At 65.3% G+C, this 17,171-nt stretch carries 12 protein-coding genes and 1 tRNA gene; 4 read left to right on the top strand and 9 right to left on the bottom strand.

The features are described from left to right. Nucleotides 1-8: 8 nt before the first annotated feature. The 6 genes from mtrB to RF638_RS04955 form a co-directional block, all read right to left on the bottom strand. On the bottom strand, nucleotides 9-1,853 hold the full coding sequence (mtrB, locus tag RF638_RS04980; protein ID WP_368841541.1) for an MtrAB system histidine kinase MtrB: 1,845 nt from the start codon (nucleotides 1,851-1,853) through the stop codon (nucleotides 9-11). Further along, complete coding sequence (gene mtrA / locus RF638_RS04975; RefSeq protein WP_095797414.1) at nucleotides 1,850-2,536, bottom strand: MtrAB system response regulator MtrA; 687 nt, start codon at nucleotides 2,534-2,536, stop codon at nucleotides 1,850-1,852. Before mtrA ends, mtrB begins: the two co-directional genes overlap by 4 nt. 88 nt (nucleotides 2,537-2,624) lie before the next feature. Further along, the gene (locus tag RF638_RS04970; RefSeq protein ID WP_259916014.1) at nucleotides 2,625-3,677 is read right to left on the bottom strand and encodes a hypothetical protein; all 1,053 of its coding nucleotides are present in this window, start codon (nucleotides 3,675-3,677) and stop codon (nucleotides 2,625-2,627) included. Further along, entirely contained in the window at nucleotides 3,674-4,069 is a 396-nt protein-coding gene (locus tag RF638_RS04965; protein ID WP_259916012.1) for a chorismate mutase, read from the bottom strand. Before RF638_RS04965 ends, RF638_RS04970 begins: the two co-directional genes overlap by 4 nt. Before the next feature lie 9 nt (nucleotides 4,070-4,078). Then, nucleotides 4,079-5,236, bottom strand: a complete 1,158-nt coding sequence (gene mnmA, locus RF638_RS04960; RefSeq protein WP_095797416.1) for a tRNA 2-thiouridine(34) synthase MnmA — start codon at nucleotides 5,234-5,236, stop codon at nucleotides 4,079-4,081. Between the two features lie 149 nt (nucleotides 5,237-5,385). After that, nucleotides 5,386-6,615: a cysteine desulfurase family protein gene (locus tag RF638_RS04955; protein ID WP_095797567.1), complete on the bottom strand. Its 1,230-nt coding sequence runs from the start codon at nucleotides 6,613-6,615 to the stop codon at nucleotides 5,386-5,388. Between the two features lie 117 nt (nucleotides 6,616-6,732). Between RF638_RS04955 and RF638_RS04950 the strand changes: the two genes are divergently transcribed. Next, nucleotides 6,733-7,197, top strand: a complete 465-nt coding sequence (locus RF638_RS04950; protein WP_368841540.1) for a tRNA (cytidine(34)-2'-O)-methyltransferase — start codon at nucleotides 6,733-6,735, stop codon at nucleotides 7,195-7,197. Here RF638_RS04950 and RF638_RS04945 read toward each other — a convergent pair whose 3' ends face one another. Then, nucleotides 7,198-8,682 (bottom strand): S1C family serine protease, encoded by a 1,485-nt coding sequence (locus tag RF638_RS04945; protein WP_095797418.1) that lies wholly within the window; start codon nucleotides 8,680-8,682, stop codon nucleotides 7,198-7,200. It lies immediately after the preceding gene. 243 nt (nucleotides 8,683-8,925) lie between these two features. On the opposite strand from RF638_RS04945, the gene RF638_RS04940 reads away from it, so the two are divergent. The 3 genes from RF638_RS04940 to RF638_RS04930 all read left to right on the top strand — a co-directional run bounded on the left by RF638_RS04940 (nucleotide 8,926) and on the right by RF638_RS04930 (nucleotide 13,446). Beyond that, nucleotides 8,926-10,944, top strand: coding sequence for a TPM domain-containing protein (locus tag RF638_RS04940; RefSeq protein ID WP_095797419.1), 2,019 nt, complete (start codon nucleotides 8,926-8,928; stop codon nucleotides 10,942-10,944). Nucleotides 10,945-11,064: 120 nt separating this feature from the next. Continuing rightward, nucleotides 11,065-11,820 carry a PspA/IM30 family protein gene (locus RF638_RS04935; protein ID WP_095797420.1) on the top strand — a complete coding sequence of 252 codons (756 nt, stop codon included), beginning with the start codon at nucleotides 11,065-11,067 and terminating at the stop codon, nucleotides 11,818-11,820. Next, complete coding sequence (locus RF638_RS04930) at nucleotides 11,821-13,446, top strand: helicase HerA-like domain-containing protein (RefSeq protein WP_368841539.1); 1,626 nt, start codon at nucleotides 11,821-11,823, stop codon at nucleotides 13,444-13,446. A 374-nt stretch (nucleotides 13,447-13,820) separates the two neighbouring features. On the opposite strand, the gene RF638_RS04925 is transcribed toward RF638_RS04930, so the two are convergent. Next, nucleotides 13,821-13,894: transfer RNA gene (locus RF638_RS04925), tRNA-Met, on the bottom strand. Between the two features lie 216 nt (nucleotides 13,895-14,110). Continuing rightward, a complete protein-coding gene (locus tag RF638_RS04920; RefSeq protein ID WP_129699936.1) occupies nucleotides 14,111-17,110 on the bottom strand; it encodes a UPF0182 family protein in 3,000 nt (999 codons plus the stop codon). Nucleotides 17,111-17,171 lie beyond the last annotated feature (61 nt).

The raw sequence follows: 17,171 nt of genomic DNA, 5'->3' as shown, positions 1-17,171 counted from the left end.
GTCACGTCTCATGATTTCCCCGTTCCTGCCTGATCGGCGGAGACCGCGGTGGATCCGTCGGCGGGTAAGGAACCGTCCGCGCCGTCGAATGTTTCGATGGCGGCCGTGGCCTGTGGGTCGACGGACAACACGGGGTGCGATCCGGTGGCAGCAGCGGACGGGTCCAGTTGGGTGGTGAGAGCCAAGGAACCGGTGTCGGTCACGTGTGCGGTGGAATCGGCCAGCACGGGTGCCGGTGGCATCGGCAACGGATTGGGTAGTTCCGGATCCAACGGCTGGGTACGGATCAGGGGCAGCGTCAAACGGAAGCACGCACCCTCCCCCGGGCGGGCCCAGACATCCAGTTGACCGCGGTGCAACCGGGTGTCTTCCTGGGCAATGGACAGCCCCAGACCGGTGCCACCCACGGTTCGGGCGCGTGCCGGATCCGCCCGCCAGAACCGGTTGAAGACCTTGGCCGTCTGTAATTCCTCCATGCCGATTCCATAGTCACGCACGGCCACGGCCACCGCGTTCTCGTTGGCGGCCACGTAGATTTCCACGGGTTTGCCGTCACCGTGCTCGAGCGCGTTGGAGACCAGGTTTCGAATGATCCGATCAATGCGCCGCTGATCCATTTGCGCCACGCAGCGGGTCAGCTGGGATCGCACTGTGAGCGTGGAGCCGCACTTGAGCACCAGCGGCCCCGCGGCCTCGACCACGTCGTAGATCACCGAGAAGATGTCAGTGGAGGCGATGTCCAGTCGCGCCGCGCCGGCGTCGAACCGGGAGATTTCCAAGAGGTCGGAGAGCATCGAGTCGAAGCGGTCCACCTGGTGGTGCAGCAGCTCGGCGGAACGGCGGTTCACGGGATCGAATTCCTCACGGGCGTTGTACAACACCTCCGCCGCCATCTTCACGGTGGTCAACGGGGTGCGCAGCTCGTGGGACACGTCCGAGACGAAGGTCTGCTGCATGGTGGACAACTGCTCGAGCTGGGTGATCTGTTCCTGCAAGTTGTCCGCCATGCGGTTGAAGGACCGGCTCAATCTGGCCACCTCGTTGGAGCCGCGCACTTCCATGCGCACGTCCAGATCGCCCTCGGAGAGCTGCTCCGAGACCTTCGCGGTGCTGGACACCGGGCGCACCACTTCCCGGGTCACGTACCAGACGATGGTTCCCACCAGCAGCAGCAACGCCAGCATGGACAGCAGCAATACGGCGTGGATGGAGTTCAGGGTGACCTGGGGCGCCGCGAAGTCGTAAACGAAGAACAGCCCGTAGCGAGCGTTCTGGTTCAGCTGAACCACGTCACCGATCACGATGACGGGCTGTTCGGCGCCGCCCTCTTCCATGCGCACCGAGGCCGGCTGCCAATACGTGCCGTCCCCGTCCGCCACGCGCTGTTGCAATTGCTGCGGAACGGATGCGGAGGTCATCCAGGGACTCTGGGTCTGCGCACCCACGAAGGACTGCCCGGCTCCGCGGTCAAAAGGAATCAGGATCCAATGCCGCCCGGCCTCCTCCGAATCCATGCTCATGGCGCCCATGGTGGAGTCGATCAGTGCTTGCACCTCGGTGCGGTCCGAAGCGTCAGAGGCGTCGAAACTGGCCTGCACATCGGAAATGTCCGTGCGGGCCTCCGCCAACACCTGGTTGAGTCGGTCGGAGAACAACCGATCCGCGATCTGGTGTGACATGAAACTGCCCGTGGCGAAAAACGCGAGCAAAGTCAGGGTCAGGGCCACCAGGATGGCGCGGAACTGCAGGGACTGGTGCCACCGCCGGGACAGGATGCGACGTCCCAGGCGAAGCCGTCGGAACAACCTGGGATTGAATCGCGTGGAGCGTTGCTCCCGGCTATCGGCCGTCATCGATGTGAATGGCCCCCGGCCTTGTAGCCGATGCCGCGTACCGTCAGCACGAGTTCAGGGTTCTCGGGGTCGCGCTCGACCTTGGAACGCAACCGCTGCACGTGCACGTTGACCAAGCGGTTGTCGGCGGCGTGCGGGTAACCCCACACATCGCGCAACAGCTCGTCACGGCTGAACACCTGGTTGGGTGACTTGGCCAGAGTGGTCAACAGGTCGAATTCCAGCGGCGTCAAGGAGATCTGTTCGCCCTCGCGCGTGACGGAGTGACCGGTCACGTCGATGACGATGTCACCCAGCGTGATCTCCTGGGTGGCGCCGCGTTCGATGGGACGCAGCCGCGCCTTGACGCGGGCCACCAACTCGGCGGGCTTGAAGGGCTTGGGGACGTAATCATCCGCGCCGGCCTCCAGGCCCCGGACGACATCCGCGGTGTCCGATTTGGCGGTGAGCATCACAATGGGAATGTCCGAGCTCTGCCGGATGGTCTGGCACACCTGGATGCCGTCCATACCGGGGAGCATGAGGTCCAGCAGGACCAGGTCCGGGTCGGTGGACCGGAACGTTTCTTCGGCTGCGGAGCCGTCGTAACAGAAGACGGGCTCAAAACCCTCCGAGGACAACACAATGCCGATCATCTCGGCCAAAGCGGCATCGTCGTCGACTACCAAAATACGTGCCTTCATGTGCTGCGTGTGCCCTCAACTTTCTACCGTGGCCGAGCTGGGTGGCCGCTGACCGTCTCTGCGGAGCAGTCTACGGCCTAGAAGCCTCTCAGCCGTTGTTGCAGGTCTCCGTCAGCGCGCCCGCCACGTCCGTGCACCGGCGCAGCGCACCCGGCAGCTCCGGCGGAGTCAGTCGTTCCAGCTCCGCGACGGGCAATACGCGCGACCCCAGCAGCGCATCCGGGGCCATCCCCAGGTCACGCCACGGTCGCGCAATGACGTCCACGATGTCCCGGATTGCGGCTCGCCCGGTCACGGGCACCACGGGGAACCACAGCTTCTGTCCCGTTTCCACGAGTGCCGCCAAGGGCTCCCACTCGTGAACCGAACTCGACGGCGGGACGACCACGGCGGCGTCGGCGCCGATGTCACGCGCCCACCGTGGCTCGGCGCGGCCCGTGTTGATCGCGACCTCGACCGCGCCCGCGTCACGGCACGCCGCGACGGCGTCGGTGAGTGCGTTGCGGACCTCTTGCCGACCGATCGCGCGCAAGGTGCGGTAGCCGCTCGCGGTGGGGATCGTGCCGTCCAGCACTCGCTGCAGCTCGCTTTCATCCAGGTGGACGACGACGCCGCGGCCTTCCGTATTGCGCGCCATGTCGCCGATGAATTCGGCCACTCCCGAACACCATGACTGGAGCAGCTCGCGCCGTGCACCGTGGTCGGACTGCAACTTCTCCCCGTTGTGCACGTGCACTCCTGCGGCCAGGGTGATCGGACCCACGATCGAGGTGAGCACTGGACCACGGTCGACGTTGGATTCGTGACCGATCACGTCCGCCATGATGTTGAGGTCGCTGTGCAGGACATGGCGAGCGGCTCGTGAGTCCTTGCCCGGGACCGAGGTGATACGCCAGCCGTGCGGCTGCCGATCCGCGTACAGGGAGTCCAACATGGCGGAAGTGCGGGCCAACGGCTCGGCCTGCGGTCCGCGATCACCCAGGACGGGCAGTACTGAAAGGTGAGGTGCACCGAGTTCTCCGCGGATCACGGTGAACGTTTCCACCATGTCGGTTCCGCGCAAGGGCTGGGTGAACGTGGCGGTCAGGGCCGTTGCCGCGGGACTCGTCACCGTGGCGGACGTGGTGTCGCGGGCGCTCACGAGGCGTCGGTGCGCTGGTGGTCTTCGGAGATCGCCTCGTGATGGCGGATGACCTCGCTGATGATGAAGTTGAGGAACTTCTCCGCGAACTCCGGATCCAGGTGGGCGGCCTCGGCCAGGGCGCGTAGTCGTTGGATCTGGGCCTTCTCGCGCTCCGGGTCCGCGGGCGGGAAATCATTTTTGGCCTTCAGCACGCCCACGCGCTGGGTTGCCTTGAACCGCTCGGCCAACAAGTGCACCAGGGCGGCGTCGATGTTGTCGATGGTGCCACGCATGCTCCGCAACTCGGTCAAGGCATCCTGCGACGCCTGACCGCTCAGACTCGAAGCGGTGGGGTCCACGATGGCGTGGTCGGTCACGGGCGGGGTGGAATGCTCGGAGGCGCTGGTCATGCTGCCACTTTAGTGGGCACCGGCCACCGCGGTCTGGCGATCCGCGTATGCGGCGTCGATGGTGGCCTGACCGAGCACGCGGGTGCCCTGATAGACGACCATGGTCTGGCCGGGGGCCACACCGCGCTGGGCCTCGCACAGTCGAACATTGAGTCGTTCCTCGCCGTCAGGACGAGTCAGCCACGCGACGGCATCCGCGGGATCGCCGTGGGCTCGCACCTGGACCTGCACGTCGAATCGCTCACTTGTTTCGTCATCATCGGTCATGTTCTGCACCTCGACCGGCGGCAGGCCGGCCCACGAGGGGCGGATGCCTTCCATGACGTCGATCGACAGCAACGCCTCGGGCCCGACAACCACCTCGTTGGTCTTGGGTCGGATCTCGAGCACGAAGCGGGGCTTACCGTCCGGGGCGGGAGTGCCGATTCGCAGACCCTTGCGCTGTCCCACGGTGTAGGCCTGCGCGCCGCGGTGTTCACCGAGTTCATCGCCCTCGGAATCCACGATGCGACCGGGATTAAGTTCCATGTGGTCCTCGAGCCAACCGCGAGTGTCACCGTCCGGGATGAAGCAGATGTCATGGGAGTCGGGCTTATTGGCGACCGACAGGCCGCGAGCCTCGGCCTCCGCACGCACTTCGGCCTTGGACGGTGTCTCGGCGAGCGGGAAGATCGCGTGATCCAGCTGTTCGGCGGTCAGAACGCCCAACACGTAGGACTGATCCTTGGCCCAGTCGGCCGCGCGGTGCAGTTCCTTGTGGCCGTTCTCGTCCTGCACGACCTTGGCATAGTGCCCGGTGCACACGGCGTCGAATCCGAGAGCGAGTGCCTTCTCGAGGAGGGCCGCGAACTTGATCTTCTCGTTGCAACGCATGCAGGGATTCGGTGTGCGCCCGGCGGCGTACTCGGAGATGAAATCCTCCACGACATCCTCTTGGAAGCGCTCGGAGAAATCCCACACGTAGTACGGAATGCCGAGTTTCTCCGCGGCGCGCCAGGCATCACGGGAGTCCTCGATCGTGCAGCAACCGCGAGCGCCGGTGCGCAGGGTGCCCGGGGTCCGTGATAGCGCGAGGTGCACGCCGGTGACCTGGTGCCCCGCTTCCACGGCGCGTGCTGCGGCCACGGCGGAGTCCACTCCACCACTCATCGCTGCCAAAACCCGCACGGAACTGCCTCCAGAAATCTGTTCGAAAAATTAGGTGTGGAAATCGTTTAATCAACGGTCAACGGTGGGCATCTATTCCCCGTGACCGTCAGCGGATCCGCTCTCGCGGTTGTCACCGTTCCGCCTCAACCGCGGTTCGGATCAGGCGGTCAGCGCGCGCCCGTGGTGGGTACATGGCCGGACAGCCCAGCTGCCCTGGCGCGCGTGTAGACCTCGGCCACCGCGGCAATCACGGTGTCCACGTCTTGCTCGGTGGTGCCATGGCCCAGGGAGAATCGCTGCGCGCCGCGGGCGGTCTGCTCGTCCACTCCCATGGCGAGCAGCACATGCGAGGGTCGGGGAACTCCGGCGTTGCAGGCGGATCCCGTGGATGTGGACACCCCTGCGGCGTCGAAGAGGAATAGGATGGAATCGCCTTCGCAGCCGGGGAACGTGAAGTGGGCGTTGCCCGGCAAGCGGGTGGGGTGCTCGGCCTCGCGCTCGGGTGAGGCGGGAGCGGCACCGCGCAGCACGGCGTCGGGAACTTCTTGGCGGATCCCCGCCACGAGACGGTCACGCAGGCCGGCAAGACGGGTGATCTCGGCGGACTGATGGGCGAGCACCGAGTCGACTGCGGCACCGAACGCGGCGGCGCCGGCGGCGTTGACGGTGCCCGACCGTACGTCGCGTTCCTGTCCCCCGCCGTAGCTGGAGGGTTCGAGCTTCACGGTGCGCGGCGCGTAGAGCGCACCCACGCCCACCGGGCCGCCGAGTTTGTGCGCAGACACCGCCAGTGTGCTGATCCCGGTCAGGTGCGCGTCCACGGGAATGGAGCCGAAGGCCTGAACCGCGTCCACGTGCAGGGGAACACCGAAGGTCGCACAGATCTCACCGATCTCCGCGATCGGCTGGACGGTGCCCACTTCGTTGTTGGCCCACATGACCGTCACCAGGGCGACGTGATCGGCCACGCGCTGCAGAGTTTCGCGCAAGGACTCCGGGGCAACACGCCCGGTTTCGTCCACGGGAAGCCATTCGAGCTGGGCGCCCTCGTGTTTCTCGAGCCACTGCGCCGTCTCCGTGACCGCGTGATGCTCCACCGGGCTCAGCACCACCACGGTGCGCGCGGGATCGGCCGCACGGCGAGCGCGGTACAGACCCAGGATGCCCATGTTGTCCGCTTCGGTCCCGCCCGAGGTCAGAATGATCTCGACGGGCTCCGCGCCCATGCCCAGGGCCACCTGTTCACGCCCGATCTCCAACGCCATGCGAGCGGAGCGGCCGCCCGAGTGCAGGGACGCCGGATTGCCACCGCGACGCACCTGCTTGGTGAAAGCCTCCAGGGCTTCGGGCAGCATGTCGGTGGTGGCGGCGTGATCCATGTAGACGTGTTCGGACATACGCGTCATTCTAGATCCGTTACGCCATCCTGGCTGTGACGGTCACCTCCAAAGGCCACGGAGCCCGGCGTGACCACCATCCCATGTGCCGCCGTTGGCGCCTTTAGAATCGCCCCTATGCTGCACATCTTCTTTCACACGCCGGAAATCCCGGGCAACACCGGTAACGCCATTCGCCTGGCCGCCTGCACCGGAGCCCGGTTGCACCTGGTCGAACCGCTGGGATTCAACTTCAGTGACGCACACCTTCGCCGAGCGGGGTTGGACTACCACGACCTCGCGGTCATGGACGTCCACCCTTCCATCGAGGACGCGTGGGAGAAGCTCGGCACGGCGCGGGTATTCGCGTTCACATCCCATTCGGACGTGCGGCACACGGATGTCAGCTACCGGGACGGGGACGTCCTGCTCTTCGGTCGCGAATCCACGGGGCTCCCGGACGAGGTGCTGCACGACTCGCACGTGACCGAGCGCGTGCGCATCCCGATGCTCCCCGGGAGGCGGTCACTCAACCTGGCCAACTCTGCCTCGATCGCGATGTACGAGGCCTGGCGGCAGTTGGGTTTTCCCGACGGCGTGTGATCAGCGCTGCTCGGCGGCGTCGGACACCGTGACGGTGACCTTTTCTTCGTTGCCGTTTCGGATGTAGGTCATCTCGGCTTCGGAGCCGGCGGCCAATTCGCGCACCGTGGCGGTCAACGCGTCGGCGTCTTCGATGCGCTTGCCGTTGAATTCGGTGACCACGTCATCGGCGCGCAACCCGGCGTCGTCGGCGGGCGAACCGGACTCGACACTGCGCACGAGCGCCCCGTTGGAGAACTGGCCCGAGGCGCCGCTGGAAGATCCCGAATTCGCGGAAACCGACGCGCCCAGGTACCCGTGGGTTGCCTCGCCGTTGTCGATGATTTCCTGGGCCACTCGTTTGGCCGTGTTGGACGGAATGGAGAAACCCACGCCAATGCTGCCCGCCGCGGTGTTCGAGGACCCGGCGGCGGATGCAATGGCCACGTTGATGCCAATGACTTTGCCGTCCGAATCGATCAACGGTCCGCCCGAGTTACCCGGGTTGATGGCGGCGTCGGTCTGGATCACGTTCAAGTACACCGAGGACTGGGCCTGCTGCGAGCCGGACTGGCCGTTGTCCGGGAAGTTGAAGAAGAAGTCCTGCGGGCCGCCCGGGCTCTCCTGGGATTCGCTCGGGGTATCGGGAGCCGCAGATGAGGCCACCGAAATGGTGCGGTTGAGAGTCGAGACGATGCCGTCCGTGACGGTTCCGGACAAGCCCAGCGGCGCGCCAATGGCAATGGCCGTGTCGCCCACATTGAGCTGACTCGAATCCGCGAACTCGGCCGGTGTGAGACCCTGCGGATCCACCTTGAGCACGGCCAGATCGGATTGCGGGTCCGTGCCGACGATTTCCGCAGAACGCACCGAACCGTCCGAGGTCTGCACCTGAATGGTCGCGTTCGAGGCCGTGCCGTCCAGGGTGACCACGTGGGTGTTGGTCACAATGTGGCCCTGATCGTCGATCACCACGCCGGAACCGCTGCCCTGCTCATTGTTCCCGGTCGCGGAAATGGTCACCACGGACGGAGAAGCCTTCTGGGTGGCTGCGGTGGTCGAGTTGACGGACTCGGTGTCGTTGACGATCACCGGTGAGGTGTTGCCGGTGCTGCTGACGCCCGAGCCGTTGTCGTTGAGGGCGTCCGTCCCCACGGCCGCTCCGGCGCCCACGAGACCGGCCAGCAGCATGCCTGCGATCATGGCCCCGCCGGAGAACTTCTTGCGCGCGGGAGCCTGGGCGCTAGCCGCGCCGTGCCCTCCGTAGGGCTCATACTGCTGGGCACCGTACTGATCCTGGCCACCCTGGTGGCCTTCGGATCCGTAATGGCCCTGGGGCGAGTCGCCCGTGCGCGGCAGCGGCTCCGTGTACTGGTTCTCCCAGGCACCGTCGCGCTGGCTCTGGTAGCCATTGGGGGTCCGCTCCGCTCCCCCGGTGTACTCCCCGTACTGGGGTACGGAACGCTGAGGGTCGCTACCTGGGCGCGGCTCGTGCGGGTCGTTCATGTGTGCTCCTCACAACGTGTGCCGGTGGACGTCCGGCATTTTCTGAGCCCCAGTATGGTGCCCGGCACTGAGTCGTGGCTGAATGAACTGGGTTCTCTGTGAACACTGCCTGAATGTCATCCCTATGGTCTCTGATCACGTGACGCTCCCAGGGCTGCAGCGTAGGCTTTCAGCGAAGAGACCGCGCGCCTGTCCCGGCAGGCTGTGTTCTCGCCCCGGTAGTTGCTCAACGAAATGAGGATCATGAGCCGTCACAGCTCACTTCGTCGAACCATTGCGACCGCCGGTGCGTGCATCGCGTTGGGGGTCACGGCCCAGCCCGCGTTCGCCGAGCCACCGGCCCCGGTAGACCCCGGGACCCGCATCGTGGATTCGGCCAACGTGCTCAACAACGAATCGCAGCTGCAGAATGGCGTCAACGAGGTCGCCAACGAGCACAACATCACGTTGTACGTGGTCATGGTGGACCGCTTCACCGAGCCCTCCGACCCATCCGGTTGGGTCCGGGATTTCGCGGAGGAGAACGGTTTCGGCACCAACGACGCGGTTCTGGCCGTGGCCACCGACTCACGACAGGCCCGCCTCTACGCAGACAGCCGCGGCCCCCTGAGTCAGTCCCAGGTGCAGGACATCTACAACAACAACGTGGTCCCCGCCCTGCGCAGTAGTGACTGGGAGGCTGCCGCGATGGGCGCCGTTGACGGCATCAACAGCAAACTCGGCGGAATCAGTGTCGACGGCGCGGGCGGAGTGGTCGGCAGCGTCGTCGTTCTGGGTGGCATTGCCGCGGCCGGCGTGGGCGTGGCAGCGCTGATGAGCAAGCGACGTCGTGGGCGGAACCAACCCCGCCAGGGCAACGCTCCCGGTGGGCCGCGCAATGCGCCCCCGCAGCGGCCACTGGTCCCGCTGCCCGAACTGCGCAAACGAGCCGGCGCGAGCTTGGTCGAGGCGGACAACGCGATCCAGCATTCCGAGCAGGAACTGCAGTTCGCGCAGTTGCAGTACGGCAACGACCAGACCAAGCCGTTCGAGGCTGCCCTGGCGCAAGCCAAGGAGCACATGCGTGCCTCCTTCGAGCTGCAGCAGAAACTTGAGGATCACATCCCTGACACCGAGGCCGATCAGCGTGCGTGGCTCGGCGAGATCATCGACCGCACGCAGAAGGCCCGCGCTCCCCTGGTTGAGCAAGAGCGGAATTTCGCCAATCTGCGCCAGCTCGAAACCCGCGCTCCGGAGGCGCTGCAGGCGGTGGAAACCGAGCTGCGCAACACCCAACCTCGCCTCGCCGAGGCCGAGAAGCTTCTCGTGTCGCTGGCCGCCCACTACGACGACGCCGCTCTCGCCCCCGTGCGTGACAACGGCGAACAGGCGCGTGATCGCCTCGAATTCGCTGAAACGGCAATCCAGGAAGCGCACACCGCGCTCAACGCCAACAACCGTTCCGAGGCCGTTCTCGACATCCGCGCCGCCGAAGAAGCGGTCGGTCAGGCACAGGGTCTCGTGACGTCCGTGGAACACGCTCAGCGGGACCTCAACCGCGCCGAGGAAACACTGAAGGACGCGGTCAGCATTGCCCAGCGTGACGTGGCCGAGGCCGAGGGCCTCGTGGAACAGGGCTCCCGTCCCGAACTGGCCGGTGCCGCCGCGGGTGTGCGATCCGTGTTGCGCACCATCACCCAGAACATGGCCTCCGGCCGCTACGACCCCTTGGGATCCACTCGCCGTTTGGCCGAGGCGAAGGACGAGCTCGACAAGGGGCTTGCCGCAGTGCGCACCCAGAACGACCGCGCCCGCTCCGCCCGGGAAACTCTCGCGCACACGCTGGTGAGCGCTCAAGCGAGCCTCTCCACTGCCGGTGAGTACATCTGGGCGCGCCGCGGCGGTGTGGGGTCGCAAGCCCGTACCCAGCTTTCGGAAGCCGAGCGACACCTGGACCTGGCCCAGCAGCTGCAGAACTCGGACCCGGTGCGCGCGCTCAATGAGGCGAACCAGGCGATCCGCCTGGCGGACGGGGCACAGCGCGCGGCCCAAAGCGACGTCGACCAATTCGATTACCCCGCCGGCTACGGCGGATACGGCGGCATGGGACGGCGCAGCAACGGAATGGGCGGTGCCATGTTGGGCGGCATCCTGCTGGGCGGGATGCTCGGCGGGGGCGGCTTCGGCGGCGGTGGTTTTGGCGGCGGCAGCATGGGCGGCGGCTTCGGGGGTGGCTTCGGCGGCGGTGGCGGAGGCGGCTTCGACATCGGCGGCAATTTCTAGCCCCGCGTGTTAGCTGTCCGAGAATTCCGCCCGGTAACTGTTCCGCAGACCACCCGCTGTCCTGCACGCTGAAGCAGAACGGCCAGATCAGAGAATGTCTCAACAACAAGGGAGAACACCATGATGAAGCAGTCCATCTTCGGGCGCATTGCCCAGTTGGCCAAGGCCAATATCAATTCCTTGATCGATTCCGCCGAGGATCCGCAGAAAATGCTGGATCAAATGGTGCGCGACTACACCGAGAACATCCGCGAGGCCGAGGCAGCCGTGGCCCAGACCATCGGCAACCTGCGACTGTTGGAGAAGGATCACGCCGAGGACCTCCAGGAAGCCCAGCAATGGGGCTCCAAGGCTCTGGCCGCGTCCAACAAGGCGGAAGAGTTCCGTTCGTCCGGTAGGGCCGGCGAGGCCGAGAAGTTCGACAACCTGGCCAAGGTCGCCCTGCAGCGCCAGATCCAGTCGGAAACCGAGGCCAAGGCCGCCGAGCCGCAGATCGCTTCGCAGACCGAGGTGGTGGACAAGCTCAAGAACGGCCTGAACACCATGCGCGGCAAGCTGCAGGAGCTCTCTGCCAAGCGTGACGAACTCAACGCCCGTCAGAAGACCGTGCAGGCCCAGTCGCAGGTTCAGGACTCCTTGAAGTCGTTCGACATCATGGATCCCACGAGCGAGGTCTCCCGTTTCGAGGACAAGATCCGCCGCGAAGAAGCCCGCGTGGCCGGCCAGCAGGAACTCGCCGATTCGTCCCTGGATCGCCAGTTCGAGGCCCTTGAGGACATGGGCCAGCAGACCGAGATCGAAGCTCGCTTGGCAGCACTCAAGGCAGGTCAGGGCAACAAGGACGGCGAGAAGATCGTTTCCTCAGAGGAGATCTAAGTGGCGGGTCAGGCACTCCCCGGAGCCGTGGCACAGCTCGACGTCATCCGTTCCGGTTACACGTTCGACGCCGCTGCCCTGGAGCTCGGCGCGGCCCTGGACGGGGAGTCGGCCCATGCCGACGCTCCCGTCCGGGTGCCGCTGGCCACCCTCAACCGGCACGGTCTGGTGGCCGGCGCCACCGGTACCGGCAAGACCAAGACGCTGCAGGCCATGGCCGAGCAGCTCTCGGCCCAGAGCGTCCCGGTGTTCCTCGCGGACATCAAGGGTGACCTGAGCGGTCTGGCCGAGCCGGGCGCGGACAATCCCAAGGTTGCAGAACGCGCCGCGTCCGTTGGTCAGGACTGGACTCCCGCGGCCAATCCGGTGGAGTTCTTGTCCCTGGGCGGCCAGGGTAAGGGCGTTCCGATTCGGGCCACGGTCACGTCCTTCGGACCCACGTTGCTGTCCAAGGTGCTCGGCCTCAACGCCACGCAGGAATCCTCATTGGGACTGGTCTTCCATTACGCGGACTCCCACGGTCTGGCCCTGCTGGACCTCAAGGACCTGCGCGAAGTGATCATGTTCCTGACCTCCGACGAGGGCAAGGACGAGCTGAAGGCCATTGGCGGGCTGTCCAAGCAAACCGCGGGAGTGATCCTGCGTGAGCTGACCACGTTCGCCAATCAGGGCGCGGACGTCTTCTTCGGTGAACCCGAGTTCGACACGTCCGAGCTGCTGCGCACCGCCCAGGACGGTCGGGGCATCATCTCGTGCCTGGAACTGGCGGACGTCCAGGACCGGCCGCAGCTGTTCTCCACTTTTCTCATGTGGTTGCTCGCGGATCTGTTCCAGGACTTGCCCGAGGTCGGTGACGCGGACAAGCCCAAGCTGGTGTTCTTCTTCGATGAGGCACACCTGCTCTTCAACGACGCCTCCAAGGAGTTCTTGGACTCGATCGAGCAGACCGTGCGGTTGATTCGTTCCAAGGGTGTGGGCATTTTCTTTGTGACCCAGTCCCCCAAGGACGTTCCGGCCGGTGTGCTGGCTCAGCTGGGCAACCGAGTGCAGCACGCTCTGCGCGCGTTCACCCCGGACGATGCCAAGGCTCTCAAGGCCGCGGCCCGCACCTACCCCAAGAGCTCGTACGACCTGGAAGAGTTGCTGACCCGGCTCGGCACCGGCGAGGCCGTGGTCACGGTGCTGTCCGAGAACGGTGCACCCACTCCGGTTGCGTGGACCCGCATGCGGGCACCGCAGTCGTTGATGTCCCCGGCTTCCGCGGCCACGGTGGACGGGGTCATCTCGGCGTCACCGCTCAACGCCAAGTACGCAGAGGCGGTGGATCGCGAGTCCGCCTATGAGCTGTTGCGGGCCCGCATGGAACCTGCGGTGGAGCAGGCACCGGCTGATCAGACCGGTTCCGAAGGCCGGCCACAAGGCCTGCCCGATGCGCTCCCCCGTCAGGACGCTCCCCGTGAGGCCCCGAGCGAGTCCCGCGGCTCCGACAAGAACGACGGTGGCTTCCTGGGTTCCGTCATGGACAACCCCGCGGTGCGCTCCATGATGCGCTCGGCCGGCACGGCACTGGGGCGGGAAATTACCCGCTCCATCTTCGGCACCTCCCGCCGACGACGCCGCCGCTAGCGCACCGTCACCTGCAACGGCCCCGCACTTCGGTGCGGGGCCGTTCTCATGCTCCCGTAAAGGCGCTCGAGTGGAGGTGCCCGGGTGACGCGCTCTCGAGGGTGCGTCATGACCCTGGTGGTTGCATGCGCCCCCCGTGGCTGCTCGGTTGTGCTCACGCCATGGGTTGCTAGAACCCTCCGATACGGCTGGTGTGCCGGTAGAACCTTTTTGCAGCGGCGAAAGGGTGCCTGCGACACCTGAGGTGTGATCCAAGGTTCCAACCGCCCCAAGCGCGCAGGAATGAGGTGAGAGTTCCAAGGAGAAACGTGGACCGCCATCCCGGGCATGGAAAAATCCCCGGCCAGCTGTACTGACCGGGGATCTCTATCGAGTTGCGGGGGCAAGATTTGAACTTGCGACCTCTGGGTTATGAGCCCAGCGAGCTACCGAACTGCTCCACCCCGCGGCGATGAATAAAACTATACGTGCCTCGTCCACCCCGTGCAAATCGACGGTGTCCACGGGGTGAACGCGGGGTTCCGCCCTCGCCTGACTATCGAAGTCCCGCACCGACACGAGTATCGGCCCAGGTGAAGCCGGGTTCCGGCAATAACCGAGGGCGGCCAACCGTGTGGTTAACCGCCCTCGATCGTTGCGGAGTCAGGTGCTCACGTGAGCGAGATTACTCCGTGGCGCCATCCTGCTCCATCGCCTCGTTGAGCGACTGCTGCAGGCGTTCCTGAGCCTCACCGTATTCGGCCCAGTTGCCATCGCGGCGAGCCTGATCGGCATCCTGCATGGCCTGGTTCGCGTTGTCCAGGGCCTGCTGCAGAGACGTCGATCGAGGTGCCGGGGCGGGTGCGGAACCCGACGGCGACGGCGACGGGCTGGCGGACGCGCCGTCCTGCTCGTTGCCCGTTGCACCACCCTCGGCGCCATCGCCCTGGGCCTCGCGGGCCTCGGCTTCGCTCACGCCCGCACCGTTGGCGGTCGTGGCACCGGAGTCGCCGCCGAAGACCTCATCGAGAGCTTCGTCCAGGGTGGGTGCGAAGCCCACGTTCTCACCGAAACCGACCAGTACACGACGCAGCGTCGGGTAAGCGGCGTCGCCGGAGGACTGCACGTAGACCGGCTGCACGTAGAGCATGCCGCCACCGGCGGGCAGCGTCAGCAAGTTGCCGTTGATGACCTCCGAGGCACCCTGACGCAGCAGGTTCAGCTCCGTGGACACGTCGGTGTCAGAGTTGAACACGTTCTGCGCCTGGCCCGGTCCGGGCACCACGGAGGAACGCGGCAGCTCGAGCAGACGCAGCTTGCCGTAGTCCTCGGACTTCACACCGGCTTCACCGGTACCCGCATCCGCGTTGGCCGAGAGGTAGCCGTACATCACGTTTCGAGTGTTACCCGATTCGTTCTGCTGCGGAATGAACGAGGTGGTCAACGAGAAGTTGGCCTTGTCCTCGCCCGGCATGCGCATGGACAGGTAGTACGGCGGCTGAGCGACGTCGCGGTTCTGCTGGGTCGGGTCGTTGGGGACCGACCACACGTCGTCGGACGCGTAGAAGCTGTTCGCCTCGGTCACGTGGTAGCGGTTGAGCAGCTCACGCTGAACCTTGAACATGTCCTCCGGGTAACGCACGTGGGCCATGAGGTCCGCAGACATCTCCGAGTACGGCTTGATGGTTTCCGGGAACACCTTCTGCCAGGACTTCAGGACGGGGTCCTGATCGTCCCACGCGTACAGCTCCACGGAACCGTCGTACGCATTCACGGTGGCCTTGACCGAGTTGCGGATGTAGTTCACGCGCTCCGGGGGCAACGTGGCTGCCGCACCCTGGGCCGTCTGGGTGTCCTGCGTGGCATCCTGCAGCACGGACGGCGTGGAGTAGGGGTACGAGGTAGCAGTGGTGTAGGCATCCACGATCCACACGACCTTGTCGTCCACGATTGCGGGATACGGGTTGCCATCCACCGTGAGGTACGGGGCTACCTTCTCCACGCGCTCACGCGGGTTGCGATCGTAGAGGATCTGGGACTCGGGTCGCACTGCATCCGAAAGCAGCATGTCCGTGGACTGGAACTTGATCGAGTAGGACAAACGGTTGAACCAGTTACCCACGCCGGGGCCGCCGTTACCGGCGAAGGTGGTCTTGGCGTCGCCGGCGTCGTCGTCGTTGGTCTGGGGACGGTCGAGCTCGAGTGGCGCGTCGTCCTCGGAACCACCCACGATCGAGTACTGGGGAGAGTTCTCACCGAAGTAGATGCGCGGTTCGTAGCTGTCCGAGAGCTCACCCGTGGACGGGATGCCGGCCTGCATGAACTCGGGTTTACCGTCCGCCTGAACCTGGGAACCGTACGCGGCGACCACACCGTAACCGTGGGTGTAGACCACGGCCTGGTTGTACCAACCGTCGATCTGATCCGGGTTGAGCTCGCGGGTGGAGATCACGGTGTCCTGAATCTCGCCGTCGATCTCGTAGCGGTCCACGTTGAGCATGTCCGGGAACTGGTAGTACGGGCGGAACTGCTGCAACTGCGCGAACGCGGAGGACACCACGTTGGGGTCCAGCAGACGGATGTTCGAGGTTGTCTCGGTGTCCTCGCGCAACGCACCCTGCTCGGTCTGGGTGGTGGCGTCGTAGGGCATGACCTCGGTGTCGTCCAGGCCGTAGGCCTGCCGGGTCATGTTGATGTTGCGCTGGATGTATTCGTTCTCCAGTGCCTGCTCGGTCGGGGTCACCTGGAAGCGCTGGATGGCCCAGGGGTACAAGCCACCGGCCACAACGGCCACGACCACCAGCATGGCCGCACCGATCAGCGGGAGCTTCCAGCGACCGATGAAACCGGCCACCACAAAGAGAATGGCCACCAGCAACGCTGCGATGGCCAAGATGCCCTTGGTGGGGATGACTGCTTCCACGTCCGTGTAGAGCGCACCGGTCCACTTACCCGAATTGGAGGTCAGGGTCGAGTAACGGTCCAGCCAGAAGTTCACGGCCTGCAGCGCCAGGAAGGCTGCAGCAATGGACCCCAGCTGAACACGAGCGGCACGGGTGGAATCGATACCGCGTTCGTGGAGACGGATACCGCCGTACACGTAGTGCATGAGCAGACCGGCCACACCGGCCAGCAGCAAAGCGGTCACCAGGAAGCCCAGTGCCAACCGCAGGAAAGGCAGGGTGAACACGTAGAAACTCAGGTCCAGGTTGAACTGGGGATCGGTCTGGCCGAACGGTTCCTGGTTGAAGAACAGTGCCACGGTCTGCCACTGGGTGGCGATCGTGGAGGCGGCGAAGAGACCGAAGATCAGCGGGACCGCGATCATGACGATCTTGCGCACGGGATCCAGCGCCTGCTGGTACTTGCGCATGGTGTCCGTGGTCTGGGCGGCGCCTGTCTTGGGCCGTGACCGGTAGGCCAGCCACAGGCTCAGGAACATGAGACCGGCCACGATCAGCGCGGAGATGATGAACAAGCTGATCACGGTGATGTTCTGCGTGACGAACACGCGCAGGTATCCCAGCTGGTCGTACCAGAGGATGTTGGTGTAGACCTGCGTGAAACCCACGAAGGCGGCGATCAGAACGACCACCGCAATCACCGTGGGGATCAGTGCTCCGCGTTTTTGGCGGCCTCCCGAGGAGGTTCTGGATGGACGTGGGGCAGCAGATCCGGCGGTCACTGATTACCTCTGAGCTTCCTGCGCTGATGAAAGTGATCTGTCAATTGTTAAAGGTCAAGAC

This window comes from Kocuria sp. CPCC 205235 (assembly GCF_040980905.1).
Lineage (GTDB): Bacteria > Actinomycetota > Actinomycetes > Actinomycetales > Micrococcaceae > Kocuria > Kocuria carniphila.
This window is presented reverse-complemented; position numbering and strand designations above follow the sequence as displayed.

Coding starts and splice junctions, on each gene's coding strand:
- mtrA (WP_095797414.1), bottom strand. CDS start 2,536: ATGAAGGCACGTATTTTGGTAGTCGACGACGATGCCGCTTTGGCCGAG.
- mtrB (WP_368841541.1), bottom strand. CDS start 1,853: ATGACGGCCGATAGCCGGGAGCAACGCTCCACGCGATTCAATCCCAGG.
- RF638_RS04950 (WP_368841540.1), top strand. CDS start 6,733: ATGCTGCACATCTTCTTTCACACGCCGGAAATCCCGGGCAACACCGGT.
- RF638_RS04940 (WP_095797419.1), top strand. CDS start 8,926: ATGAGCCGTCACAGCTCACTTCGTCGAACCATTGCGACCGCCGGTGCG.
- RF638_RS04955 (WP_095797567.1), bottom strand. CDS start 6,615: ATGTCCGAACACGTCTACATGGATCACGCCGCCACCACCGACATGCTG.
- RF638_RS04945 (WP_095797418.1), bottom strand. CDS start 8,682: ATGAACGACCCGCACGAGCCGCGCCCAGGTAGCGACCCTCAGCGTTCC.
- RF638_RS04935 (WP_095797420.1), top strand. CDS start 11,065: ATGATGAAGCAGTCCATCTTCGGGCGCATTGCCCAGTTGGCCAAGGCC.
- RF638_RS04965 (WP_259916012.1), bottom strand. CDS start 4,069: ATGACCAGCGCCTCCGAGCATTCCACCCCGCCCGTGACCGACCACGCC.